This window comes from Bacillus sp. GZB (genome assembly GCF_001975995.1).
In the GTDB taxonomy this organism is placed as follows: Bacteria; Bacillota; Bacilli; order Bacillales; family Bacillaceae; genus Bacillus; species Bacillus velezensis.
In genome coordinates, this window is the sequence record NZ_MTQG01000017.1 from 43,099 (window position 1) to 68,663 (window position 25,565).

Here is a 25,565-nt window from a genome sequence, read left to right on the forward strand (position 1 = left end):
GATGATTTTAGAAGCAGGCAATATACAAAAAAGCTACGGAAACAAGCTGAATAAACAAGAGGTGCTGAAAGGAATTGATCTTCAGATTCACAAAGGGGAATTCGTCAGCATTATGGGCCCGTCGGGATCAGGGAAAACGACCCTTTTGAATGTGCTTTCCTCCATTGATAAAGTGAGCGCGGGCACCATTAAACTGAATGAGACGGAGATTACATCCATGAAAGAAAAACAGCTTGCCGAATTCAGAAAACGGCATCTCGGCTTTATTTTTCAGGATTATAATTTATTGGACACGCTGACCGTGAAGGAAAACATACTCCTGCCGTTATCCATTACGAAAATGTCTAAGAAAGAGGCGGACCTGCGATTTGCCGAGACGGCAGAGGAGCTTGGGATCTATGATTTGCGACATAAGTATCCGAGTGAGATTTCCGGCGGGCAAAAACAGCGGACGTCTGCCGCAAGAGCTGTTATTCACGAACCGGGCATTATTTTTGCTGATGAGCCGACCGGAGCGCTCGATTCAAAGGCTGCCATGGATTTACTGAATAAACTCAGCCGTCTGAATCAAAAACGCCGCGCCACCATTGTGATGGTGACGCATGATCCGGTTGCCGCCAGCTATTCCGGACGTGTGGTTTTCATTAAAGACGGCCGTGTGTATACACAGCTGAATAAAGGCGGCCAGGACAGACCGGACTTTTTTCAGGATATTATGAAAACGCAAAGTGTATTGGGCGGGGTTCAGGCATGAGTATTCATCATTTGATCTTCCAGAATCTGAAAAAGAATATGAAAAACTATTACCTTTACGTTTTTGCGCTGGTGTTCAGCGCCGCCCTTTATTTCGCATTTGTTACGATGCAATACGATCCGGCGCTTGATGAAATGAAAAGCTCCATAAAAGGAGCGGCGGCAATCCGGGCCGCCTCTGTACTGCTTGTGGCGATCGTGTCGGTATTTCTTTTATACGCCAACACCATTTTTATTAAACGGCGCGGCCGGGAAATCGGCTTATTCCGATTAATCGGCATGACGAAAATGCACATTTTCCGCATACTCAGCACAGAAAATTTCATTTTGTATTTCGGATCGATTTGGATCGGTATTTTTGCCGGCTTTTCTCTCTCGAAATTATGTATGATGATGCTGTTTCATACAGTCGGTGTGAAAGCCTCTGTCTCACTGTTTTTTTCAAGCAAGGCGCTCGTTCAGACGTTAATTGTGTTCGGGGCAATTTACCTGCTGATTATGGTGATGAATTACTTATTTATTAAACGGCAAAGCATTTTGTCTTTATTTAAAACCGCGTCATCGTCAGAAAGCGGCATAAGACGGCTTTCTTGGGTGCAGATGTCGATCGGCGTTGTCGGTATCGCGGCCATTATCGCCGGCTATGCCGTGTCCGCGCATTTATTCGGAGGCAGTTTTACGAGCATGAATGAACTGTTTTCGGCAATGGTGTTTATTCTCGGCTCGGTCATTATCGGAACCTATCTGTTTTATAAAGGTTCGGTCAGCTTTCTGGCAAATCTCATCCGGAAATCAAAAGGCGGGTATCTGAATGTCAGTGAAGTGCTGTCTTTGTCATCCATCATGTTCCGGATGAAGTCAAACGCCGTATTGCTGACGATTATTACGACTCTTTCGGCGCTGGCAATCGGTTTGCTGTCTTTAAGCTATATCTCGTACTACTCCGCGGAAAAATCGGCTGAGCAAAATACAGCCGCGGACTTTGCGTTTGATAACCAAAAGGAGACTGACTCATTTACCGCTTTATTGAAGAAAGACGGAATTGAACACAAAGTGAAAACAATCAAGACCATTCAAGCCGGTGTCAATATGAAGAACATCATAAACGGCGATATGAAAAACTTTCAACAAGACCCGTCCAGCTTGGCGCTGCCGATTATAAGCGAGAAAGACGCAGAAGGGACGGAGCTTTCTGACGGAGAAGCCGTGTTTACCGGATATAATGATATGATGAAAAGATTTCTCGACCTGAAAACGTCGGGTTCCATTGATATAAACGGCAAAACGGATAAAATACCGCTGGCGTATAAGGGCTTGAAGAACGACTTCCTCCTGTCATATACATTTACAAGCGGAGGGCTGCCGACCGTTATCGTCACGCAGCAGGTATTCGACCGGATCGAGAAAGATATCGACCCGTCCATTCAGGGAAAATCAAATCGGTTTTTCGGCATTACACTCAAACGTGAAGAGGACATCCAAAAAGCTGATGGTCTGTTTCAGGCGCAGCACTATTCAGACGGCGCGCTTTCGCAATTTGAAACGGCTGACACTCAAAAGAAAAATATGGGGCTGATCATGTTTATTGTCGGCTTTTTGGGATTGACCTTTCTGATCACCTCAGGCTGTATCCTTTATTTTAAACAAATGGGCGAGTGTGAGGATGAGAAGGCTGATTATACGATATTGCGGAAGCTCGGCTTCACAACGGGGGATCTGCTGAAAGGCATCCGCCGGAAGCAGGCGTATCATTTCGGGATTCCGCTCGTTCTCGGGCTGTTCCACAGCTATTTTGCCGTTCAGTCAGGATGGTTTTTATTCGGAACGGAAGTGTGGACGCCGATGATCATCGTCATGGCGCTGTATACGCTGCTGTACTCCATCTTCGGCATGCTGTCGGTGCTATACTATAAAAAGGTCATTCAATCCGCATTGTAAAACAAGTTGAGGAGCCTCCGCATAAGCGGAGGCTTTTTTTGTATGAATAGAAGAAAGCGATTTTTAAAAGAATAGACATACGTCATTTTTTCGCGCGGGGGAGCCTTATGCAGAAGTATTTTCAATTGAAATCTGAAACAGGGGCCTTTCATCTTTTTTCCAAGGAACACATTTTCACGCTGTTGATCATCGGATTGCTGGGGGCGGGCGTGATCATGTTCCGGAAAAAGCTCAACCACGGCCGGTCGAATTGCGTTTTCCGCTATGTACTGTTCATTCTTCTAGCCGTGTCGCAGATCAGCTATCATATATGGCTGCTATGTCATCATGCCTGGTCGCTGAAAACAGCTCTGCCGCTGCAGCTGAGCGACCTTTCCGTCTATTTGGCGATGCTGATGGTCATGACAAAAAGCAAAAAACTGTTCGCCTTCCTCTATTTTGCCGGTTTGGGCAGCGCCGTACAGGCGATGGCAACACCTGACTTAGGGGCGTATTCTTTCCCTCATTTTCGGTACATCGTGTTTTTCGTCTCCCACGGCTGTGTTTTTCTCACCTGTCTATTCATGGCTGCTTCAGAAAGGTACAGGCTGTCGGCGCGCGGGCTGTGGGTATCGGTGCTGATCGTAAATCTGTACGGGGCGTGTGTCTTTTTTATTGATCGTGTGCTGAATGCAAATTACCTATATTTAATGAAAAAACCGAAGACCGCTTCGCTTCTGAATGTTTTCGGACCTTGGCCGTGGTATCTTCTATCAATGGAAGCGGCGGTGATATTGAGCTTTTTCATTCTGTATATTCCGTTTTGGCTGCTGAGGAAAAGAGCATGAGGCCGGCCTGTTTTTGCGAATCCAATCATTTGTAATTTTTTCAACATTCCGGCATTATTTTTTTAAGATTCTGATGTTGAAAAAAGACGTCTCCGGCGATAGAATGAATGTGCTATGATAACGTGTTCGATACGGAGCCGCGGCTTGCGGTTTCCGTTTTTTCATGGGGTTTTTTATAGAGAGAGGGGGATCGGTATGCCGCGCGCTTTGAAGATATTAATCATCGGAATGTTTATCAATGTGACGGGCGCATCTTTTTTGTGGCCGCTGAATACGATCTATATTCATAATCATTTAGGGAAATCGCTGACTGTTGCGGGGATAGTTCTGATGCTGAATTCCGGTGCCAGTGTGGCGGGGAATTTATGCGGCGGATTTTTGTTTGATAAAATTGGCGGATTCAAATCCATTATGCTGGGCATTATGATCACATTGGCTAGTCTTCTCGGACTCGTTCTGTTTCACCAATGGCCTGTTTATATTTGGCTGCTCATCATTGTCGGCTTCGGTTCCGGTATCGTGTTTCCGGCCAGTTATGCCATGGCGGGAGCGGTATGGAAAGAAGGCGGGCGGAGAGCTTTTAATGCGATTTATGTAGCTCAGAACGCAGGTGTCGCCGTGGGCTCGGCACTCGGCGGGATGGTTGCGGCGTACTCGTTTACGTACGTGTTTTTAGCCAATGCTTTGCTGTATGTGCTGTTTTTCCTTATCGTATTTTTCGGGTTTCGAAATATCAAAACCGGAAATGCGAGCCAGGTCTCTGTTCTGGACTATGAGCCTGTCAGCAGCAGAACGAAATTTACGGCGCTTCTCATATTGAGCGGCGGGTATGTTCTCGGGTGGATTGCCTATTCGCAGTGGTCCACAACCGTTGCGTCACATACTCAAAGCATCGGTATGCCGCTTTCATTATACAGTGTGCTCTGGACCGTAAACGGAATATTAATTGTCGCCGGACAGCCTCTCATAGGAGCTGTTCTGAAAAAATGGTCCGGTGCGTTAAAAACGCAGATGGTCATCGGCTTTTGTATTTTTATCGTCTCGTTCGGCGTGCTTCTCAGCGCCAAGCAATTTCCGATGTACCTCACCGCAATGGTGATTTTAACCGTCGGAGAAATGCTTGTCTGGCCTGCCGTGCCTACCATTGCCAATCAGCTTGCGCCTAAGGGGAAAGAAGGGTTTTACCAAGGATTCGTCAACAGTGCGGCGACGGGCGGCAGAATGATCGGGCCGCTCCTTGGCGGCGTGCTGGTTGATTCGTACGGCATGAGCGTGCTGCTGCTGATCCTGATGGTGCTTCTTGTTGTCAGCATCGCAGCGACGGTGCTGTATGACAAACGCCTGAAAACCGTTAATAAACAAAACGTCCAAGTGCGATGACGACATAAAAGAATCCCGCTGTTTCGGCGGGATTTTTTTGTTTATACGACCGGAAGCACATTGACCGCGTCCTTAACGTTTAAATATGTCTTTAATGAAGAAAAGCTGGCATCAAGCTGATTCATTCTCATGGCGAGGGAAGGCTTGATCCCGGTGATAATCAATTCCGTGCCGATTAATTTAAGCAGATGGTGCAATTTGAAAATCCGGTCTGCGGTCTGTTCGTTTACCTCGGCCAGACCTGATAAGTCTATAATTAAGTAATCATCTTTAGATGCGGTTAATATGTCCGTCAAAGTTGTCACGATTGAATCAAATCGTTCTTCCGTTAAGTTTCCCACTAACGGCAAAGCGGAAATGCCGTTTCGGATCGGAACAATCGGCGTTGACAGTGTCGTGATTTCTGCGAGGGAGTCCTCAAGGAGCTTTTCGTATTCTTTCTGCTCTGTAATGTCTTTTTGAAAACCGACAAAATAGAGCTTGTCTTCAACATACAGAGGATCAATGTTGAGTTCATTCCAAAATGGGGTGCCGTCTTTTTTGACGTTTTTCAGCCGCACCGTGATCTTTTCTTTCTGGTTTAAGCTCTTTCTTATTTTCGCGACTTGTTGACGGTCGGTTTCTTTGCTTTGCAGAAATCTGCAGTTCTTACCTAATATCTCTTCGGAAGAGTAGCCTGTCATATCCATAAATCCCTGATTTGTATATATGATGGGATTGTCCTCAAGAGAGGGGTCTGTAATCACCACGCCGATGCGTGCGTGATCAAGCGCCTTTTTGATAAGCTCCAGCTGCTCCAGTTTTCCGAATACATTTGAGTCAGCCATGTAAAACCCCCTTTTGGCCGTAAAGCTGTGCGCTTTTTCAGCCGTTGTTTCTCCCCTTTTTAAATGAATCTACAGTAACCGTAGCATAACATATGTTCTGATTCAAGCAGCCGAAGTTTGCAATTTGTCATTCGGGCTTGTCCTCATATACACTGAATATATAAGGGGAAGGCACATCATCGCTAAGTAAGTGACTAGGTCATTGTCACTGGGTGAAAAATGAATCTAATGCATCAAGCTTACCGATCATGTGTTCACATATAATGGAAGAAACAAGCTTTTTACTTTCCTGCTCAATCGCCGGTATGTAGATATCGAATATCATCGTATTCGTAAGGGGGCTGGATGGCCTGAAGTCGCTTTACTAAATAAGGGCTTTAGGAAGGTGATGAAGATGCTGCATCAGGTAATAATTGCTTGTGTAATTGGAGGCATCATGGGGGTTCTCGGTCATGTGAAAAAGAGAGGCAGGCTGGAGAAACCCAGAATGACAAAGCGGTTTATCTATCTCGGTTTTTTGGAAGATGGTTTTATCGGAATGGCTGCTTCCATCTTACTTGTCTTATCCGCTGACCCCGATTCAGGAATTCAACTCGTCATCTTATCCATAATCGCAGGCTACGGCGGAGAAGCTGTTCTCAGGAGCTTTGATTTTGTCAGAGAACAAAACAGTGATTCGGCCGAAGCAAAACCACACCAGCAAAAAAATCCTCCATCAAAATAATATCCCCGCTCATGACCCGTTCTGGGTACATTCCCATTGTATACAAACCTGCTTGCACTTATGAACAGAATTCTATAAAATACAGGTAAGATTACGGTAGCGATAAGAACAGTGAAGAGGAGCAGTAAGAAGCAGATTTTGCAATCAGAGAGTTGACGGCCGGTGCAAGTCAATCAAGTCTGTTTCCGAACTCGCCTCAGAGTTGCAGCGGCAAAACCGCTGACGCATAACTGCGTTAAAAGTATCAAGTGAGTGCGGCTTAAAACCGCGCTAACGAGGGTGGTACCGCGGGAAATAAAAATCTCTCGTCCCTTTTTGGGATGAGGGAGTTTTTTTTAGTTTTAGAATAATCTGAATATAATCTTTCTCATCCCGTCAATACTTGGACTACATACGCCGTATTCAATCAGAAGGAGGTTTTTACGTTGAGTTTTCAGCACGAAAAAATAGAAAAGAAATGGCAGAATTACTGGTTGGATCATAAAACGTTCGCCGTCAGTGAAGAGAATGACAAGCCGAAGTTTTACGCGCTTGACATGTTCCCGTATCCTTCAGGAGCCGGCCTTCATGTCGGACATCCGGAAGGCTATACGGCAACCGATATCCTTTCGCGCATGAGACGCATGCAAGGGTACAACGTGCTTCATCCGATGGGATGGGACGCATTCGGGCTTCCTGCCGAGCAATACGCGCTTGACACGGGGAATGATCCGGCTGAGTTCACAAAACAAAATATAGATAATTTCCGCCGCCAGATCCAATCACTCGGATTTTCTTACGATTGGGATCGTGAAATCAATACGACTGATCCGGACTATTACAAGTGGACGCAGTGGATCTTCACCAAGCTGTACGAAAAAGGGCTCGCTTACGTAGACGAAGTGCCGGTCAACTGGTGCCCGGCGCTCGGAACGGTGCTTGCGAACGAAGAGGTCATTGACGGCAAAAGCGAGCGGGGCGGCCATCCGGTTGAACGCCGTCCGATGAGACAATGGATGCTGAAAATCACCGCTTATGCGGACAGGCTTCTTGAAGATTTAGAAGAACTTGACTGGCCGGAAAGCATTAAAGACATGCAGCGCAACTGGATCGGACGCTCAGAAGGCGCAAACGTGCATTTCGCGATCGACGGCACTGATGACACGTTTACCGTGTTTACGACAAGACCGGACACGCTGTTCGGCGCGGCTTATGCCGTACTGGCTCCTGAGCATGAGCTTGTTGAAACCATCACGACGCCTGAACAAAAAGAAGCGGTAGACGCTTATGTTAAAGAAGTTCAGGCGAAAAGTGACCTGGAACGGACGGATCTTGCGAAAACAAAAACGGGCGTCTTCACGGGCGCATATGCCGTAAACCCTGCAAACGGGGAAAAGCTGCCGATCTGGATAGCGGATTATGTCCTCGCCTCTTACGGAACGGGCGCTGTAATGGCCGTGCCGGCGCATGATGAACGTGATTTTGAATTCGCCAAAGTGTTCAGCCTGCCTGTCAAAGAAGTCGTAAAAGGCGGAAACACGGAAGAAGAAGCGTACACGGGAGACGGAGAGCATGTCAATTCCGGCTTTCTGAACGGACTGAATAAAGCGGAAGCGATTGAAAAAATGATCGCCTGGCTTGAAGAAACGAAAAACGGTGAGAAAAAAGTGACATACCGTCTGCGTGATTGGCTGTTCAGCCGCCAGCGCTATTGGGGCGAGCCGATTCCGGTTATTCATTGGGAAGACGGCACGTCAACAGCCGTTCCGGCGGAAGAGCTGCCGCTGATTCTGCCGAAAACCGATGAAATCAAACCGAGCGGAACAGGTGAATCACCGCTTGCCAACATTAAAGAGTGGGTGGAAGTCACTGATCCTGAAACGGGCAAAAAAGGCAGAAGAGAAACGAACACGATGCCGCAATGGGCGGGAAGCTGCTGGTACTTCCTCCGCTTTATCGACCCGAAAAATCCGGATCAGCTCGCTTCACCTGAGAAACTGGATAAATGGCTGCCTGTTGATATTTACATCGGAGGAGCGGAGCATGCCGTGCTTCACCTTCTGTACGCGCGTTTCTGGCATAAATTCCTCTACGATATCGGTGTCGTGCCGACGAAAGAACCGTTCCAAAAGCTGTATAACCAAGGAATGATTCTCGGGGAAAACAATGAAAAAATGAGTAAATCCCGCGGAAACGTCGTCAATCCGGATGAAATTGTGGCGTCTCACGGAGCAGATACGCTCCGCCTGTACGAAATGTTTATGGGGCCGCTTGATGCATCTATCGCCTGGTCTGAATCAGGCCTTGACGGAGCGCGCCGCTTCCTTGACCGCGTATGGCGTTTGTTTATCGAGGAAAACGGCGAGCTGACGGGCAAAGTGACAGAAGGCGCAGGCGAAACTCTTGAGCGCGTCTATCATGAAACGGTCATGAAAGTGACAGAAAACTTCGAAGCCCTTCGTTTTAACACGGGCATTTCTCAGCTGATGGTCTTCATTAATGAAGCTTACAAAGCGAATGAACTGCCGAAAGAATATATCGAAGGTTTTGTGAAGCTGCTTTCTCCTATTGCGCCGCATTTGGCTGAAGAACTGTGGGAAAAACTCGGCCACGAAGGTTCGATTGCATACGAGGCTTGGCCTGCTTATGACGAATCAAAACTGGTGGATGATGAAGTTGAAATCGTCGTCCAGCTGAACGGAAAAGTAAAAGCGAAATTAATGGTTCCGGCTGACGCTGATAAAGCAGCGTTAGAACAGCTCGCACAAGCTGACGAAAAAGTAAAAGAGCAGCTTGAAGGAAAAACGATCCGAAAAATCATTGCCGTACCGGGCAAGCTTGTCAATATCGTGGCAAACTGACCGGGCGAAGCCCCTCTCCTATAGAGAGGGGCTTTTTTATCAGGCCTCTATCATAGAAATTGCACCGCTGGCTTTGGTATACTTAACACCATAAAGATGAATGGGAGTGTCACACATTGAAAATAAATGAAATCAGCACAGCCGCACTGGAAGAAAAATTAAAAGCGGGAGAAGAGCTGTATCTGGTTGATGTCAGAGAAGACGAAGAAGTTGCCGAAGGAATGATTCCGGAGGCCGTTCACATCCGCATGGGAGACATCCCTGAGAAGATGGATGCGTTAGACAAGGACAAGGAATATGTATTTATCTGCCGTTCCGGAAAAAGAAGTATGAACGTTTGTATGTATTTACATGAGCAGGGCTTCCGTACGGTTAATGTTGAAGGCGGCATGCTGGAGTGGGAAGGCGAAACAAAGCCGAAGAAATAACGCTTTGAATTGAAAGAAGAAAAGGGACGTGCGTCTTTTTCTTCTTTTTTTATAAAAAAACGGGAGGCGAATCAGGTGAAACCGATGATCCGCGCGATGAAAACAAACGATATCAAACAGGTCCGGCAAGTCGCAGAACGCAGCTGGCATCATACGTATGAAGGGATTATTCCCAGACACATTCAGGATCAGTTTCTCGAATCCGCCTATCAGGATGAGATGATGGAACGCCGGCTCTTGCATTCTCTGTTCTTTGTGGCAGAAGAAGAGGGGCGAGTGCTCGGTTTTGCAAATGCCACCCCGGTTCAAAAAGACGGAAATGCGGAGCTGACCGCCATCTATATTGACCCGGATTGCCAGGGAAGCGGGATAGGCACGGCACTCCTTAAAGAATGCATCAGGCAGTCCGGCGGGGTAAAAAAGCTTTATGTCCATGCAGAAAAAGAGAACCGTATTGCCTTATCCTTTTATCAAGCGAAAGGGTTTCAATGGGTATGTGAATTTGAAGAAGATTTTAAAGGACACACTTTACAGACGGTCAAACTGGTGCTGAACATATAAAGCGATCCAGCCTTTCCGGGGCCGGATCGCGAATGATCAGTGATAAGCCGGAAGCCGGTCTTTGTGCGCTTCAAATAAGTCGTCGCACAAAGATATGATGTCATTCATGGAAAGCTCGGCGCTTGTATGCGGGTCAAGCATGGCCGCCTGATATACGGCTTCCTTTTTTAATGTAACGGCCGCTTCGATGGTTAAAAGCTGTGTGTTAATGTTTGTTCTGTTGAGCGCCGCGAGCTGCTCCGGAAGTTCGCCGGAATAGCACGGCATAATGTGGTTTTTGACGGCTGTGCAAGGCACTTCAACGACCGCTTTCGCCGGCAGGTTCGGTATCAGCCCGGTATTCAGCACATTGCCGCTGAATATGAACGGACGGCCCGTCTCCATCGCTTCTATAATTCTCGAACCGTATTCTTTCGAGCGTTCATGCGTCAGGTTTTGGTTGTTGATGATGCCGTCTCTCATCGTTTCCCAATTGTTGATTTGTTCCGCGCATCTCCTCGGATATTCATCAAGCGGAATTTGGAGTTCATCTATCAGCTCAGGATACCGGCTTTTTATAAAATACGGGTGATATTCAGCATTATGCTCAGATGATTCCGTTACGTAGCAGCCGAATTTATCCATCAGCTCAAACCGCACCATGTCCTTATGTTTCGTCTTTTGCTTTTCGCGTGCCCGTCTTTTAATTTCAGGATATAAATCAATTCCGTCTTTTTTAATCTCCAAAAGCCAAGCCATATGGTTGATGCCGGCAATGCGTTCTTCCGTACCTTCGTGATCCATGCCGAGTGAGTCAAACAGATCTTTGGTACATACCTGGACGCTGTGGCACAGGCCGACCGTTTTGATATTTGTATGTCTGAGCATCGCTCCGGTCAGAGAGGCCATCGGATTTGTATAGTTTAACAGCCACGCATCCGGGCAGACCTCTTCCATGTCTTTTGCGATGTCAAATAAAACGGGGATGGTGCGAAGGGAACGGAAAATGCCGCCTATTCCGACGGTATCGGCAATCGTCTGGCGGAGACCGTACCGCTTCGGGATGTCAAAGTCAATGACCGTCGCGGGTTTATAGCCGCCGACCTGAATGGCGTTGATCACATAGCCGGCGTGTTTCAGCGCCTGTTTTCGGTCATCGTAGGAGATGATGGATATACTCGTATTGTAGCGGTCTCTCATGTTTTCCAGCATGAGCTGGGATTCTTTCAGCCGTACAGTGTCAATATCATAAAGCGCGAATTCAAACCCGTTTAATGCTTCAGTCAGTAAGCAGTCCCCCAGTACATTTTTTGCGAAAATCGTGCTCCCCGCTCCGATAAACGTAATTTTCTTCAATAGAAATTCCTCCCTTTTCTTCTCAGCCTTTGACCGCTCCGGAGGACAGCCCTGAGATAAAATATTTTTGAAGCGCCAAAAACAATACGACCATCGGCAGCATCGCCATAATTGCGGCTGCGGCGACTAAGTGAAGATTGTTCGCATTTTCGCCGAAGAATCCCGCCATGGCCACGGTCAATGTCTGCACCTTTTGATCTTGTAAAAAGAAAATCGCAAATTGGTAATCGTTCCAGATAAACACGCAGGAAATAATGCAGACCGTTGCGGTAATCGGTTTCAACAAAGGAAACACGATTGTATAAAAAGTCCTGATCAATCCCGCGCCGTCCATCCTGGCGGCTTCCTCAAGCTCTTTCGGAATGGAAGAGCGGATAAACCCTGAATATAAGAAAACGGTCAGCGGCATATATGCAGCAGTATTAATGAGAATGGCTGCGGCATGCGTATTGATCAGCCCCGCATCAGCGACCATCTTGTATAAAGGAACCATGGAAGTCAAAGGCGGGATGATCATGATTGAAATCAAAAGGCCGAAGACGATTTTGTTCAGCTTTGTATTTCTTCTTGCGAGAGGGTATGCGGCAAGCGAACCCATGAAAATTAATAAAGCGGCGGAAACGGCTGTAATGATGATCGTGTTCAGAAAGGATTGCCCGAGAGAGGCACGTTCCCATGCTTCACGAAAATTCTGAAATGAAAAGGCGGATGGCAGCGACCATTTTGAACTGTAGTCACCTTTTGCTTTTAATGACGTGGTCAGCAAAATATAAAAGGGGACAATATGAACGCAAGAGATAACGGCTGCCAACAGCGTAAAAATCCGCATTCGGGCTGTTTTCATGACATTTCCGTCTCCTTTCGCTTGAAATACACGAGAGCCGAAAAGCTGATGACAAGAATCATGACGGACATAAACACGCCTTGGGCGGCGGCATATCCCGCATCCTGCCGTTTAAAATATAAATCATACATAAACGTCGACATCGATTGAGAGGAATTGCCCGGCCCGCCTGCGGTCAGCGCGAAAATGACATCAAACAGCTTCAGCCCGCCGATGATATTGATGACCATGTTGATGGTGACAGCCGGCATCAATAAAGGCAGGGTGATGGTGAAAAACGGCTGAAGACCTCCCGCGCCATCTATTTTTGCGGCCTCGTAATAATCTTTCGGAATGCTTTGCAGCCCCGCCAAATATACAATCATCGCAATGCCTGCGTATTGATACGTGTTAATCATGACGATAATCCACGGGTTTGCCGCAGGGCTTGCCAAGGCGTTGACAGGACCGATTCCCAGTGCGCCAAGCACATCATTCAGCGCACCCCCGTCATATGAGAAAATAAAATACCAAATGTATCCCATTATCAGCGGACTGATAATGACGGGCAAGTAGACGATCGTTCTTGTGAGCGCCTTCATTTTTAGGCTTTGATTCAAAAGCAGCGCATATAAAAGTCCGAGCATATTCTGAAAAAAAGTGCTTCCGATGCCGTAAAGCAAAGTGTTTTTCACAACAAGCCACGTGTCCGGATCTGTAAAAAGCCTTTTATATTGAGTGACTCCCACCCATTGATACGTTTGTGAGAAGCCGTTCCAGTTTGTGAACGTAATAAAAGCGCCTTTGACAAACGGAAAAATCATGAAAATAAAAACCGTGGCAAGGGCGGGAACGTACATCCACCATAGTGACGCGGATTTTACCGGCTTTTGATGTTGAAATCCTTGGGTTTCTCTTGCAAGATCACTCATTCTTTTTCAGCTCCCTGTGAATCAGATTGAAGCCGGAGCCGCTTATATTCCCTGCCGAGTTTCGCTGAAATTTCAGCGGGGGTTAAGATATCGGCCATCAGCTCCTGCCCGGCTGTTCCCATCACATCCCACATTCCGTTCGGCAAATAAAGGCGGTCAAAATAAGGCTGCACCTTAATATGCTGATAGCGCTTATTGTCATTTGAGTAGAAAATATCCGTTTGCACATTCACTAATCCGGCCGGAAGCGAGGTCGCTTCGGCAATTGATTTTGCATGCTCGGGTCGGGCCATAAATGCGATAAACTGTTTCGCTTCTTCAAGCCGCGGGGAATCCTTGAATGCCGCCAGCGTGTAACGTTCGCCTCCGATCCAAACCGGCGCGTCTCCCTTGTGGACGGCCGGGGTCGGTATGATGCCGACTTTTACCTTCGGATTGATTTGAGCGACGTCTTGGCCGAGGGTGCCGCCCTGCAGCGTAAAGGCGATTTTGTTTTGCGCCATCAGTTCAATGAGCTGGGACCGTTTTGCCGTCACGGCATCTATATTGAGCACGTTTTCCTTTTGCATCTCTTTCAGTTTGTCAGATAAATAGGTGAAGTGTGTCCAGCGGAAGGTTCCGTTTAACAGTTGTTTTTTGTAACGGTGTGCGGGATCTGTGATGAGAAGCGGTGCGGCGAATTGATCGTAATATTGGGCAAAGGAGCTTTTCTCATAGCCGGCAAACCAGAAGGGGGTGACTGTTCCGCCGCTTTTTTCTTTAATCTGTCTCAATGCCTTCATAAAATCATCCATTGTTTCCGGCGGTTTGATTCCGTATTTTTCCAACAACGTGCGGTTGTAGGCCAGTCCGTCCTTTGCCTGATTCAGAGGGAAGGCGTATATTCTGCCTTTGGCGTCTTTGAGCATGCTGTTTAAATTCGGATCGAGCCGCTTCGTCCAAGACATGCCGCTGAGGTCGGCGGTATATTCTCCGTAGCGGATTTTGGCCCAGCCGTGTGTGTCGAAAAGGTCGGGCATGTCACCGGCTGCCATTCTGACCCTCATCATATTTTCGTAGTCATTGCCTGGGAAATGAACGTTTACTTGAATGTCCGGATGTTCTTTTTGGAATGAATCAGCCAACTTTCTGAATACGGCGCGTTCGCTGTCTGAGGATATGGTGGAATAGACTGTCAATGTTTTCTGCTTTTCTCCGGAGCCGCTCTGTTCTGCCGAGCAGCCGGGAAGGATCATGCAAGTAAAAGAAAGAAACAAAGCCAGTAAGCGTTTCATCTTTTCCTCCTTTAAATATGATATAAACGCTGCGGGACACGTCACCTCCTTTCTTGTGAGCCGCAGCTTTGTCTGACAATCAATGAAGTGGGGAGCGTCACGCTCAGCGGGACGGTTCTGCCGTTTAAACGGTCGAGAAGCAATTTGACACCCGTGCGGCCCATCTCTTCCGTGTATACTTTTACCGTTGATAACGGCGTGCTGGCGTATTCTGCCTCATCAATTCCGTTGAAGCTGACAACCGCCGTATCGCGCGGGACTTGAAGACCGGCTTCCTGCAAGGCTTTTAAAGCGCCGACAGCCATCGAATCACTTGCGATAAAAAAGGCATCGGGGAGACTTCCGCCTTTGATGGCTTCATTCATCAGCCGGAACCCTTCGTGCATGCTGTATTCGCCGATCAGTACATGCTCCGGCTCGGCGCCGGCCATTTGTAAGAAAGCGGTCAGACGCTTATCCTCAATCGTTTTATTGCTGTTTACACCGTCTATGACGGTATGCTCCCGCTCCCGGCCGCCGATATAACCGAGCCGCTGGTAACCGAGCGACAGAAGATGTTCTATCGCCTTTTGCGCTGCGGCATAAAAATCCACGCTGACGGAATCGTAGCGGGCGGGATCGGGGGTGCCGTTAACAAATACCGCGTGCCTGAAAGCGGCGCTGATATTCGTAAGCGCCTCGTCTTGCAGGCTGCCGATTACGATCACGCCGTCCAGTTCGTGAAACATATGCTCTTGAAAAGAACCGAGATGGATAGAAGATGTGATAAAAACTTTTTGCCGAAAGCATTCTTCCTCAATGCCTTTTCGGATCGCTGAAAAATAAGGGTCCTGCCGTTCTTCTTCGGGTGACAGGCAGCTGACAACGCCGATCAGGGGCGCTGAATCGCTGCGGCTGCGGTTCTTCCGTCTTTTTGCCGACGGCTGATAGCCCAGCTCATCAGCGATCCTCAGAACTTTTTCTCTTGTTTCATCAGTCACGGCTAAAGAGTCATCCTTATTCAAAATTCTCGATACTGTCGCGCTGGATACAGATGCCTGTAAGGCAATATCTTTGAGACGGACCATTTCGCATCTCCTTTTTACTAAATATTTACTAAACAGAAATGACTTGGTTATTGTTAAAGTGATGTTATCATACGTGAGTAAGCGTTTTCAACAACTATTTTTGGTCACTTTTAGTAAAAAAATCAGTAAAAAAGAAAATCTGTTTTTCTCTATCATATTTCAATTGAACCGGAATAAATTGATAGAGAAAGGAGAGGGTGATGTGCTGAAGATAGCTGTTTTTGATGAGGAGCATGAAAAGGATCTGCAGACGGAAGTCAATACTTTTTTAAAGGGGATTTCTGATGAACAGCTCGTTGATATTAAATATACGGTAGCGGCGGCCTGTGATCCTGAAGGTGAGCAGCTTTATTGTTTTTCCGCTCTCATTTTATACCGAAAATAAAGAAGCCCGGACGAAATGCCGGACTTCTTTGTGCATTATGCTTTTTTGACGCGGGGACTTCTCGGTTTTTGGTATTTCTCCGCTTGTTTGATTCCTTTTCTCTCGCTCGCTAATGACTTGTACAGAGACACAATCATCAGAAGAATCACGACTGAAAACGGAACCGCGGCGAGAATGGCCGTGTTTTGCAGTGCGGCAAGACCGCCGGAATATAATAAAACCGCTGCTACGGCGGACTGGATGACGCCCCAGATGATTTTCACCCGGTTTGAAGGGTCTAATGAGCCGTAAGACGTTTGCATTCCAAGCACAAATGTCGCTGAATCCGCTGATGTAATAAAGAATACAGCGATCAGAACAAGCGTTAATACGGATGTCACCATTGTCAGCGGATAGTGGCTGAGTGCGCCGAACAGCATCGTATCCGTTGACATTCCCGCGACATTGAATACGCCTTTCTGCTGAAGATCCATCGCGGATACACCGAAGATTGCAAACCATAAGAAAGCCAATATACAAGGTGTCACCAACACCCCGATTAAAAATTCCCGGATCGTCCGGCCCCTTGATACACGGGCGATAAAAATGCCGACAAACGGCGACCAGGATATCCACCAGGCCCAATAGAAAATGGTCCAGCTGTTAATCCATTCGCGTTTTTGGGGATCATTCGGAGACAAGCGAAAGCTCATCTGCACGATATTTTGGATGTATTGGCCGATAGTATCGGTAAATGAGTTCATAATCAGCACCGTCGGGCCTGCAATGAGCATAAAGATCATTAAAATAGCCGCGAGCGCCATGTTGGTATTGCTTAAGTATTTAATCCCTTTGCCGATTCCGCTCCATGCAGAAATCAAAAATAACACGGTCACGACAGCGATCAGGATCAGCTGAATGGAAAATGTTTTCGGAATGCCGAATAAATAATGCAGACCGCCGTTGATCTGAGTCGCTCCGAGCCCTAAGCTTGTCGCAACACCGACAACGGTCGCAAACACCGCGATACAGTCAATTGCTTTGCCGATCGGCCCGTTTACTTTATCGCCCAAAAGCGGTGTCAGTGTGCTGCTGATCAAACCGGGCGCGTCTTTTCGGAATTGAAAATATGCAATACATAAAGCGACGACCGCATAGATGGCCCAAGCGTGAAGCCCCCAGTGGAAAAACGTGTACCGGAGCGCATCACGAAATGCTTGGGGTGTTTCTGTTTCACCTGAGGGAGAGCTGATGGCGTAATGGCTGATCGGTTCCGCAGCCCCGTAAAATACCAAACCGATTCCCATGCCCGCGCTGAAAAGCATGGCAAACCATGATAATAAGCCGAATTCCGGTTTTTCCCCGGGTTTTCCGAGTTTTATTGTGCCGACCGGACTCACAATGAGAAAGAGACAGAAACCGACAAATATAGAAACGACCAGCAGATAATACCAGCCGAAAGAATCCGTAATAAATTTTTGTGCCGTATCAGTGACTTGCTGCAGGCTGTCAGGAGAAATGGCCCCCCATAAAACCGCAGCGGCTGTGATGACAATCACAATCCAAAAAACACTGGAGATGTTCTTCTTCAAACGTTCTCACCCTCTGACTATTTTTTTCAATACGCCATTTTTTTAGTATGGTCGCACGATTGCAGATCATTCCTTTCTTCCTGTTCCCTCAATCAGGTGAAACAAAACGCAGAAAACTGTATCATGTTTTTGGTCAATTATCAACGGACGCTCAGGTAAATGCGCTTTAAACCATTTACAGCGAGCGTGAGAAACGTCCTGCATTCAAACCGGCGAGACGCCCCGTGACAAAGGCTGAAGTGATATTGTAGCCCCCGGTATAACCGTGAATGTCGAGTATTTCTCCGCAAAAATATAAGCCTTCCATTTTTTTAGACGCCATTTGTTTCGGCTCAATCTCTTTTACGGAAACACCTCCGCCTGTGACAAACGCTTTGTCCAAAGAAAGCGTTCCGTCAGCGGCAACCGTAAATTGTTTGCAGTCTTTGACAAAAGCCCTGAATTGATCCTTCGGCAGTTCCGTAAAGCTTGTCTGCGGATCAAGACCGTTCCGTTCCAGAAGAAAAAGCAGATACCGTTCCTGCATCCACGGCTTCAGCGCGTTTTTGAGCGCTTTTTTCGGTGCGTCTTTCAGTTCCTTGTGCATCTTTTGAAATAACTCTTCCTCGTTGATGCCGGGAAACAGATCGATGCGGAGTTTGACTTCGGGCTGCTTTTTCAGTTCTTTGACGACAAACTGGCTGCAACGGAGAATGGCGGGGCCTGACAAGCCGAAATGGGTAAACAGCATGTCCATCACGTGTGTGACGATAGGTTTGCCTTTTTTATTCAGGACGCTGACGGCCGTGTTTCTAAGGGACAGCCCCTGAAGTGTTTTTTGTTTAATAAACGGTTCTGACGACGTAACCGGCACTTCCGTCGGAAAGAGTTCGGTCACGGTATGACCGGCCGCTTCCGCCCATGCATAGCCGTCTCCGGTGCTGCCGGTATGCGGGACTGATTTTCCGCCGACCGCGATAATGACGGCGTCTGCGTTAATGTGTTCGTCATTGTTTGTCGTAATGCCCGCTGTCCTGCCGTTCTCGTACCGCACCTCTTTGATTTTTTCATTTGTGCGGATGGTGACATTCAGCTGTTTTAATCGGTTCAAAAGCGCATCGACAACGCTTTGCGCTTTGTCCGTCACCGGGAACATGCGCCCGTGGTCTTCTTCTTTCAGCTGAATGCCGAGTTTTTCAAAAAAGTCGATGATATCTTCATTATTAAATTCGGAAAACGCGCTGTATAAAAAGCGGCCGTTGCCGGGGATGTGTTTGATGATTTCTTCAACGGGGAGGCGGTTGGTCACGTTGCAGCGTCCGCCGCCGGAAATCGCCAGCTTCCGTCCCAGCTTGTTTCCTTTATCGATTAATAATACGTCCGCCCCTTCTTCGCCTGCGGCAATCGCAGCCATTAAACCGGAGGGACCGCCGCCGATCACAATGACGTCATAATGTTTCATATTTCATCAACAACTTTCTTTTTCACATATAATAGGCGGAAATGTCCGCTTTCTGCTATTATAGCGAAAGAAAGGGATTCCTTAAACGTATTTTGTTTTTTTAAGAGCTTTCCCAAAAAGTTTCCCGCTGTAATTATTACCGTCTAATTGCCCAGTTGTGTTAAAATAGAAAAGTTGAATCTTCGTAGAAAATGGTGATGAGGAAACATGTCAAGCAAATTGTTAAGGGGCACGTTCGTGCTGACGCTCGGCACCTATATATCGCGGATTTTAGGGATGATTTATCTGATCCCGTTCGGAGCGATGGTCGGAGCGACGGGCGGAGCTTTGTTTCAATACGGATATAATCAATATACACTGTTTTTAAACATTGCCACGATGGGATTTCCCGCCGCGGTTTCAAAATTTGTCTCGAAATATAACTCCAAAGGAGACTATGAGACGAGCAGGCGGATGCTGAGAGCGGGAATGTCGGTTATGCTCGTAACCGGGATGATCGCTTTTTCAATTCTTTATATTTCGGCGCCGTTTTTTGCGGAAACATCTCTCGGCGGCACGAGTAACAACGGACTTACGATTGACCACGTCGTTTATGTGATCCGGATGGTCAGTCTGGCACTTTTGGTCGTGCCGATTATGAGTCTTGTGCGCGGTTTTTTCCAAGGTCATCAGATGATGGGGCCGACAGCCGTTTCACAGGTTGTGGAGCAGCTTGCCCGGATCATCTTTTTATTGGGCGCAACGTATTTGATTTTAAGAGTGATCAACGGCGGCCTTGTCATCGCAGTCGGATACGCGACTTTCGCGGCGCTGATCGGATCATTCGGAGGGCTTGTCGTCCTTTATATTTACTGGAATAAGCGGAAGGGCGATCTTCTGGCGATGAAGCCGAATCTCGTCCCGTCTGCGAACTTAAGTTATAAAAAAATGTTCATTGAGCTTTTCAGTTATGCCGCTCCTTACGTATTTGTCGGACTGGCGATTCCTTTGTATTCGTATATCGATACGAATACGTTTAATAAAGCGATGATTGCGGCGGGCCATAAGGATATCAGCCAGGACATGCTTGCGATTGTCACCCTTTATGTGCCGAAGCTTGTGATGATCCCGGTTTCTCTGGCGACCGCTTTCGGTCTGACGCTGATTCCGACGATTACTGAATCGTTTACGAGCAGGAATTATAAGCTTTTGAACCAGCAGATTAACCAGACGATGCAAATCATTCTGTTTTTGGTTATTCCCGCTGTTGTCGGGATGTCCGTGTTATCGGGTCCGGCCTATACATTCTTCTACGGCTCTGAAAGTCTTCGCCCGGATATCGGACAGGATATATTGTTCTGGTACGCGCCTGTCGCGATTCTGTTTTCTCTGTTTACCGTAAACGCCGCGATCCTGCAAGGGATTAATAAGCAGAAATTTGCTGTCGTGAGCCTTTTCATCGGCGTCATTATCAAAGTGGTGCTGAACGTGCCGCTGATCAAGCTGTTTCAGGGAGACGGGGCCATCTTGGCAACGGCGCTCGGTTATATCGCTTCTCTTCTGTACGGTTTTATCATGATTAAGCGCCATGCGGGCTATTCGTATACGGTACTTATAAAACGGGTCATTTTAATCGCAGTCCTGTCCGTTGTGATGGGAGTCGCGGTCAAGCTGACTCAATGGCTGCTCAGCTTCTTTGTAACATACCAAAGCGGCCAGATGCATGCGGCGATTGTCGTCTTTGTCTGCGCCGCTGTCGGCGGTGCGGTGTACATGTTTGCCGCGTACCGAATCGGATTTTTACAGAAAATGTTTGGAAACCGTCTGCCCCGCGTTTTGAGGAGAGGCAGGCATTCCGCCCATTGAGAAATAATGAATAGTCCGCTTATCGCGGGCTTTTCTTTTTAAAGGAGAGGATCAGGATGAGACTTGATAAGCTGCTTGCCAACAGCGGATTCGGCTCAAGAAAAGATGTGAAAAAAATCGTCAAGGCCGGGGCTGTCATGATTGACGGAGAGCCGGCGAAAGATGTGAAAACCCATGTCGACCCGGAAAAACAGGACATCACGGTATACGGAGAGCCGGCAGACTATCGTGAATTTATTTATGTCATGATGAATAAGCCGCAAGGAGTGCTGTCCGCTACAGAAGACAGCCGCCAGCAAACGGTGGTTGATCTGCTGACGCCTGAAGAACAGCGATTTGAACCGTTTCCGGCGGGACGTCTTGATAAGGATACGGAAGGCTTTTTGCTTCTGACCAATGACGGGCAGCTCGCTCATCGCCTCCTTTCTCCGAAAAAGCATGTGCCTAAAACATATGAGGTCCGGTTAATTTCACCTCTGTCACCGGAAGACATCGTTCATCTGGAAAGAGGCGTCGTCATTGAAGGAGGCTATAAGACGAAGCCGGCAGCCGTTGAAATTATTACAGAAAGCCCGGATGAAACGGTGATACACTTGACCATTACAGAAGGCAAATATCATCAGGTGAAGCTGATGGCAAAGGCTGTCGGAAATGAAGTGGCTTATTTGAAGCGGCTTTCGATGGGCGCTGTTTCTCTTGACCCGGATCTTAAACCGGGAGAATTCCGCGAGCTGACTGAAGAGGAGCTCGAAACGCTGAGAGGCGCAGAAGTGTAATCGATATCAGAAAAGCCCAAAACAGATTTGTTTTGGGCTTTTTATATAGAGGAACAAAAAACAAGGCAAAGACGCTGCTTTGCCTTGCAGCATGTCAGGCCGAAAAGGGCCTTATGTAATTGTTCGCTTAAGATGTAATTTTCACTTTTTTTCGTGTTGTCTCCCACTTGCCTCGGCTAGGACTATGAACAAGATCATTGTATGCTAACACATTTAAGTCTCGCTGAATGGTTCTAGGTGTAATGCCGAATTCATCAACCAGTTCCTGTGTTGTCACAAGGCCTTTTTCCTGGATGAACATGTAAACTGATTTAATCCGAGTCAGCATACGATTTGTTGAAGGTTTCAAAAAACCACTCCCTATCATAAGATCGGATGGACTTGATATACCACAACTTTCGACTCTAAAACTTCGTACGAATAAGCAACAAAGGATGACATTCTGTTTTTTCTCTTTTAACTGCCTCCATTATACACGATATGGACGACATGAATCTAGGAATAAGCGCAGGTAATTTTTTCAAATGGGTACAGCCTTGGTGCATTACTATGTCCGGCCCGCTTTTATTATTATGGAAACTGAAACTTTTTTTATACATGTCCGTATGAAAACGGGGGAGTGAGAAGTTTGGGAGAATTATTGAATGCAAACATTGTCTGCGCCGGTTATGCTGACAGGCCGAAGGTGATTTCTGATGTATCTCTGTCAGTCAACGCTGGTGAAATTTCCGGTTTAATCGGAGCGAACGGCGCGGGGAAAAGTACAGTGATAAAGGCGGTTCTCGGGCTGTCCCGGGATATAGAAGGCGGTATTGAGTGGAATGATTCTTCTTATGCTTACATACCGGAGCGTCCGAGTTTTTACGATGAACTGACGCTTTGGGAGCACCTCGAGCTGACCGGGTCATTGCGGGGTATAGAAGGGGAAGAGTGCCGTGAGCGGGCAGGGCGGCTGCTTGAAGAGTTTTCGCTGACGTCTGTAAAACATGATTTGCCTTCCGGTTTTTCAAAAGGGATGCAGCAAAAGCTGATGCTCATACAGGCATTTTTGGCGAAGCCGGATATTTACATCATTGATGAGCCTTTTATCGGACTTGATCCGATCTCAACAAAGCTGTTTACCGACATGCTGATTGCTGAGAAAGAAAGGGGCGCGGGGATTTTGATGTGCACGCATGTTCTGGATACGGCGGAAAAAATCTGCGACCGATTTTATTTGCTGGATCAGGGCGATCTGCTTCTTCAAGGCACATTAGAGGAGCTTCAGGAAAAAACGGGGAGCCGTTCACTGCTGGATTGCTTTTATTCAGCGGTTCGGAGCAGTCAGCGATGACCGGGCGGGCTCTGTTTTTTCAAAGGCTGTTTCATTATTGGCGGTATCAATGGAAGGTGTTTCAGACGGTCATTGATTGGACGGTCGCGCTGTATATCGTTCTTCCCGCTGCCGCATTTACCGTTTATCAATATGCTGAATGGCTGAACGGCAGGGGGCTTCTTAGTGGAGCGGCAGGAGTATTAGGATGGGGCTGGCTGTATGTATTCAGTGCCCTGCTGTTGTGCACGGGTTTTATTCATACCTTTTTGCTGGAAGCGGATCACGTGTTTTTGGTGCATGCAAAACATCTGATGCAAAAGCTGAAACGGTACGCGCTTTTGTATTCGATGTTCCTTTCCCTTATCAAATGGGGTGCGCTTGCCGTATTATTATTTCCCTTATGGCGCCAGTACGGTGACTGTACCTTACCGGCATATTCAGGTATGTTTTGCTGTCTGTTCGGCTTCCATACCGCGATATTAGCGGTGCACCGGCACAGGAAAAACAGCAGGCGGACATTCGGGAATCAGGCGGCGGGCTGGCTGAAAGTGATGGTTCTGATGGCGGGTGCGTTTTTTATGATCGTCTATGCCGCCGAATGGTATTGGCTTTGGCCGGCGGGATGTATATTGTTCATCTGTTCCGCTTTTTTGATTTGGAAAGGGACGGAGACATTATCAGCCTTTGAGGAAGAAGTGCTTGAGGAGAACAGGCGGAAGCTTTCATTTGCGGCCTCTGTTTTGATGCTCAGCCATGATGTGCAGCTCCCGAATGGTAAAAATAAAGGGCGGAACAAGCCGTTTTTATATCCCGGCTCAAAGCACATCTTTACAAAACGGTCGGCGTATACGGCGTGGAAAGAATTGTTCTTTAAAGTGCTGATCCGAAACGGCGGGTATCTCCGGCAGCTTTACCTTTTAACCGCGGCTTTTACGGCTCTTATTCTCGTTCTTCCGCTCTTAGTGAAGCCGGCAGTCCTTATTTTATTTGCGATCGTCAGCCGCTATGCCGCGTCACTTTTATTTGACCGGATCACGGATAAACCGGTTTTAAGCGGTATCAAGAGAGACAGCGATGACTATTTCCGGGCGCGAAACAGCGCATTAACCGTCATTCAAATTATCTGTTCCGCCTGGTGTCTCATTGCCGCGATTCTTTCCGTTCTTTATATGTAAAAATCCCTTTCCGAAAAGGAAAGGGATTTTTCTTAATGTCCGTTCAAAATAAAAAGCTGAATAAAAAACAGCACGGCGAAGAGGAGGACTAGAGGATGGATTTCGCGCCATTTTTTCTTAGCTGCTTTAACAAGCGGATATGAAATGAAGCCGAGAGCGATTCCGGTTGAAATACTGGACGTTAAAGGCATCGCCAAAATGACGAGAAAGGCCGGGAACGCTTCGTCAAGCTCATTCCAGCGGATATTCGACACAGCACCCATCATCAGGCTGCCGACAATAATCAGAGCCGGTGACGTAATCGCGGACACTTCCGATAAGACGCTGACAAGCGGGCTGAAAAACATGGAAACGGCAAACATAACGGCAATCGTCAGCGCTGTCAGACCCGTTCTTCCGCCGGCCGCCACACCTGCTGAAGATTCAACGAACGCGGTCGTCGGGCTGGTGCCGAAGATGCTTCCCACCGTCGTAGCGGTCGAATCAGCCAAAAGCGCTCTTCTGGCATTCGGCAGCTGATTGTTTTTGATCAGTCCCGCTTGTTCGGCGACACCGATCATGGTGCCGGTCGTGTCAAAAATCGTAACGAGAAGAAAAGAAAACACAACGGCGTACAGACCGTGATGCACGACATCCCCGAGGGCTCCGAACGGATTTGTGATCAAAAGCCCCTCCGGCAGGTGCGGGAAGGACATGAATCCTTTCGCGAAATGAATCTGCCCCGTCAAAAAGGCAATGACGGCGGTCAGCGCCATGCCGATGAACAGAGCCCCGTTAACATTCAGCACCATCAGTACAATACTGATGATAAGCCCGATAAGCGTTAAAATGACGGCGGGCGAATGAAGATCGCCGAGTGCGACCAGATTAGATTTATCAGCCGTGATGATTCCGGATTGGCGTAAGCCGATAAAAGCGATAAATAAGCCGATGCCGGTCGTAATTCCGTATTTTAAATTGTCCGGAATCGCTTCTATAAGTTGTTTTCTTAAAGGCGTTAACGATAAAATAATAAAGATGACTCCCGCGATAAAAACGGCGCTGAAAGCCGTCTGATACGTAATGCCGCTGCCTGTGCCGACAACGTGAAAGGCAAGATACGCGTTTAAGCCCATGCCGGGGGCAATGGCGATCGGAAAATTCGCAGCGAGAGCCATCCATAAAGTTCCGACAATGGAAGCGATAATCGTCGCGGTGAACACCTGGTCAAACGGAATTCCCGCATTGGAAAGGATCACCGGATTGACGACAATGATATACACCATTGTGAAAAAGGTGGTCAATCCCGCGGTAATTTCTCTTTTTATTGTCGTTTGATGCTTGTCGAGATGAAACATAAGTACCTCCA

At 47.4% G+C, this 25,565-nt stretch carries 23 protein-coding genes and 1 other annotated feature; of the genes, 13 read left to right on the plus strand and 10 right to left on the minus strand.

All coding sequences use genetic code 11. The annotated features are described in order from the left end of the window. Position 1: 1 nt before the first annotated feature. From BXO87_RS11250 to BXO87_RS11265, 4 genes are all read left to right on the plus strand, one after another. Complete coding sequence (locus BXO87_RS11250; protein ID WP_007613227.1) at positions 2–754, plus strand: ABC transporter ATP-binding protein; 753 nt, start codon at positions 2–4, stop codon at positions 752–754. After that, a complete protein-coding gene (locus BXO87_RS11255) occupies positions 751–2,691 on the plus strand; it encodes an FtsX-like permease family protein (RefSeq protein WP_032873578.1) in 1,941 nt (646 codons plus the stop codon). The genes BXO87_RS11250 and BXO87_RS11255 overlap by 4 nt, the downstream gene beginning before the upstream one ends. A gap of 107 nt (positions 2,692–2,798) precedes the next feature. Continuing rightward, positions 2,799–3,518 carry a YwaF family protein gene (locus BXO87_RS11260; RefSeq protein WP_046702245.1) on the plus strand — a complete coding sequence of 240 codons (720 nt, stop codon included), beginning with the start codon at positions 2,799–2,801 and terminating at the stop codon, positions 3,516–3,518. A gap of 195 nt (positions 3,519–3,713) precedes the next feature. After that, positions 3,714–4,898, plus strand: coding sequence for an MDR family MFS transporter (locus BXO87_RS11265; RefSeq protein ID WP_046702246.1), 1,185 nt, complete (start codon positions 3,714–3,716; stop codon positions 4,896–4,898). Between the two features lie 41 nt (positions 4,899–4,939). On the opposite strand, the gene ytvA is transcribed toward BXO87_RS11265, so the two are convergent. Next, the gene (gene ytvA / locus BXO87_RS11270) at positions 4,940–5,725 is read right to left on the minus strand and encodes a YtvA family blue-light photoreceptor (RefSeq protein ID WP_022553638.1); all 786 of its coding nucleotides are present in this window, start codon (positions 5,723–5,725) and stop codon (positions 4,940–4,942) included. Between the two features lie 388 nt (positions 5,726–6,113). On the opposite strand from ytvA, the gene BXO87_RS11275 reads away from it, so the two are divergent. From BXO87_RS11275 to BXO87_RS11290, 4 genes are all read left to right on the plus strand, one after another. After that, complete coding sequence (locus tag BXO87_RS11275; protein WP_015418038.1) at positions 6,114–6,449, plus strand: DUF4257 domain-containing protein; 336 nt, start codon at positions 6,114–6,116, stop codon at positions 6,447–6,449. Positions 6,450–6,551: 102 nt separating this feature from the next. Next, positions 6,552–6,765 (plus strand) — a binding site (T-box leader). A 109-nt stretch (positions 6,766–6,874) separates the two neighbouring features. Then, positions 6,875–9,289, plus strand: coding sequence for a leucine--tRNA ligase (leuS, locus tag BXO87_RS11280; RefSeq protein ID WP_076851339.1), 2,415 nt, complete (start codon positions 6,875–6,877; stop codon positions 9,287–9,289). A 116-nt stretch (positions 9,290–9,405) separates the two neighbouring features. Further along, positions 9,406–9,717: a rhodanese-like domain-containing protein gene (locus BXO87_RS11285; protein ID WP_038459558.1), complete on the plus strand. Its 312-nt coding sequence runs from the start codon at positions 9,406–9,408 to the stop codon at positions 9,715–9,717. Positions 9,718–9,801: 84 nt separating this feature from the next. Then, on the plus strand, positions 9,802–10,278 hold the full coding sequence (locus tag BXO87_RS11290) for a GNAT family N-acetyltransferase (protein ID WP_012118234.1): 477 nt from the start codon (positions 9,802–9,804) through the stop codon (positions 10,276–10,278). Between the two features lie 36 nt (positions 10,279–10,314). Here BXO87_RS11290 and melA read toward each other — a convergent pair whose 3' ends face one another. Genes melA through BXO87_RS11315 form a run of 5 tightly spaced genes read right to left on the minus strand, consistent with a single transcriptional unit; the run spans position 10,315 to position 15,709 of the window. After that, positions 10,315–11,613 (minus strand): alpha-galactosidase MelA, encoded by a 1,299-nt coding sequence (melA, locus tag BXO87_RS11295; protein WP_046702247.1) that lies wholly within the window; start codon positions 11,611–11,613, stop codon positions 10,315–10,317. 22 nt (positions 11,614–11,635) lie between these two features. Then, a complete protein-coding gene (locus tag BXO87_RS11300; RefSeq protein ID WP_007408803.1) occupies positions 11,636–12,457 on the minus strand; it encodes a carbohydrate ABC transporter permease in 822 nt (273 codons plus the stop codon). Beyond that, positions 12,454–13,368: a carbohydrate ABC transporter permease gene (locus BXO87_RS11305; RefSeq protein WP_046702248.1), complete on the minus strand. Its 915-nt coding sequence runs from the start codon at positions 13,366–13,368 to the stop codon at positions 12,454–12,456. The genes BXO87_RS11300 and BXO87_RS11305 overlap by 4 nt, the downstream gene beginning before the upstream one ends. Further along, positions 13,365–14,642, minus strand: coding sequence for an ABC transporter substrate-binding protein (locus tag BXO87_RS11310; protein ID WP_046702249.1), 1,278 nt, complete (start codon positions 14,640–14,642; stop codon positions 13,365–13,367). The genes BXO87_RS11305 and BXO87_RS11310 overlap by 4 nt, the downstream gene beginning before the upstream one ends. 41 nt (positions 14,643–14,683) lie before the next feature. After that, positions 14,684–15,709 (minus strand): LacI family DNA-binding transcriptional regulator, encoded by a 1,026-nt coding sequence (locus BXO87_RS11315; protein ID WP_046702250.1) that lies wholly within the window; start codon positions 15,707–15,709, stop codon positions 14,684–14,686. Positions 15,710–15,911: 202 nt separating this feature from the next. On the opposite strand from BXO87_RS11315, the gene BXO87_RS11320 reads away from it, so the two are divergent. After that, the gene (locus tag BXO87_RS11320) at positions 15,912–16,094 is read left to right on the plus strand and encodes a sporulation protein Cse60 (RefSeq protein ID WP_003152309.1); all 183 of its coding nucleotides are present in this window, start codon (positions 15,912–15,914) and stop codon (positions 16,092–16,094) included. A 35-nt stretch (positions 16,095–16,129) separates the two neighbouring features. Here BXO87_RS11320 and opuD read toward each other — a convergent pair whose 3' ends face one another. Together opuD and BXO87_RS11330 are read right to left on the minus strand one after the other, a co-directional pair. Beyond that, positions 16,130–17,665, minus strand: a complete 1,536-nt coding sequence (gene opuD, locus BXO87_RS11325) for a glycine betaine transporter OpuD (protein ID WP_076851340.1) — start codon at positions 17,663–17,665, stop codon at positions 16,130–16,132. Between the two features lie 175 nt (positions 17,666–17,840). Then, entirely contained in the window at positions 17,841–19,106 is a 1,266-nt protein-coding gene (locus BXO87_RS11330; RefSeq protein ID WP_076851341.1) for a BaiN/RdsA family NAD(P)/FAD-dependent oxidoreductase, read from the minus strand. 207 nt (positions 19,107–19,313) lie between these two features. Here BXO87_RS11330 and BXO87_RS11335 point away from each other — a divergent pair, with 207 nt between their 5' ends. Both BXO87_RS11335 and BXO87_RS11340 read left to right on the plus strand, forming a co-directional pair. Beyond that, positions 19,314–20,951 (plus strand): putative polysaccharide biosynthesis protein, encoded by a 1,638-nt coding sequence (locus tag BXO87_RS11335; RefSeq protein WP_071391475.1) that lies wholly within the window; start codon positions 19,314–19,316, stop codon positions 20,949–20,951. A gap of 56 nt (positions 20,952–21,007) precedes the next feature. Beyond that, positions 21,008–21,727, plus strand: a complete 720-nt coding sequence (locus tag BXO87_RS11340) for a pseudouridine synthase (RefSeq protein ID WP_007613195.1) — start codon at positions 21,008–21,010, stop codon at positions 21,725–21,727. 127 nt (positions 21,728–21,854) lie between these two features. Here the strand turns inward: BXO87_RS11340 and BXO87_RS11345 are convergent, their stop codons facing one another. After that, positions 21,855–22,076: a DeoR family transcriptional regulator gene (locus BXO87_RS11345; RefSeq protein WP_003152337.1), complete on the minus strand. Its 222-nt coding sequence runs from the start codon at positions 22,074–22,076 to the stop codon at positions 21,855–21,857. Between the two features lie 279 nt (positions 22,077–22,355). On the opposite strand from BXO87_RS11345, the gene BXO87_RS11350 reads away from it, so the two are divergent. Both BXO87_RS11350 and BXO87_RS11355 read left to right on the plus strand, forming a co-directional pair. After that, complete coding sequence (locus BXO87_RS11350; RefSeq protein ID WP_076851342.1) at positions 22,356–23,060, plus strand: ABC transporter ATP-binding protein; 705 nt, start codon at positions 22,356–22,358, stop codon at positions 23,058–23,060. Beyond that, a complete protein-coding gene (locus BXO87_RS11355) occupies positions 23,057–24,217 on the plus strand; it encodes an ABC transporter permease (protein WP_076851343.1) in 1,161 nt (386 codons plus the stop codon). Before BXO87_RS11350 ends, BXO87_RS11355 begins: the two co-directional genes overlap by 4 nt. A 32-nt stretch (positions 24,218–24,249) precedes the next feature. Here the strand turns inward: BXO87_RS11355 and BXO87_RS11360 are convergent, their stop codons facing one another. Continuing rightward, a complete protein-coding gene (locus BXO87_RS11360) occupies positions 24,250–25,554 on the minus strand; it encodes an NCS2 family permease (protein ID WP_076851344.1) in 1,305 nt (434 codons plus the stop codon). Positions 25,555–25,565 lie beyond the last annotated feature (11 nt).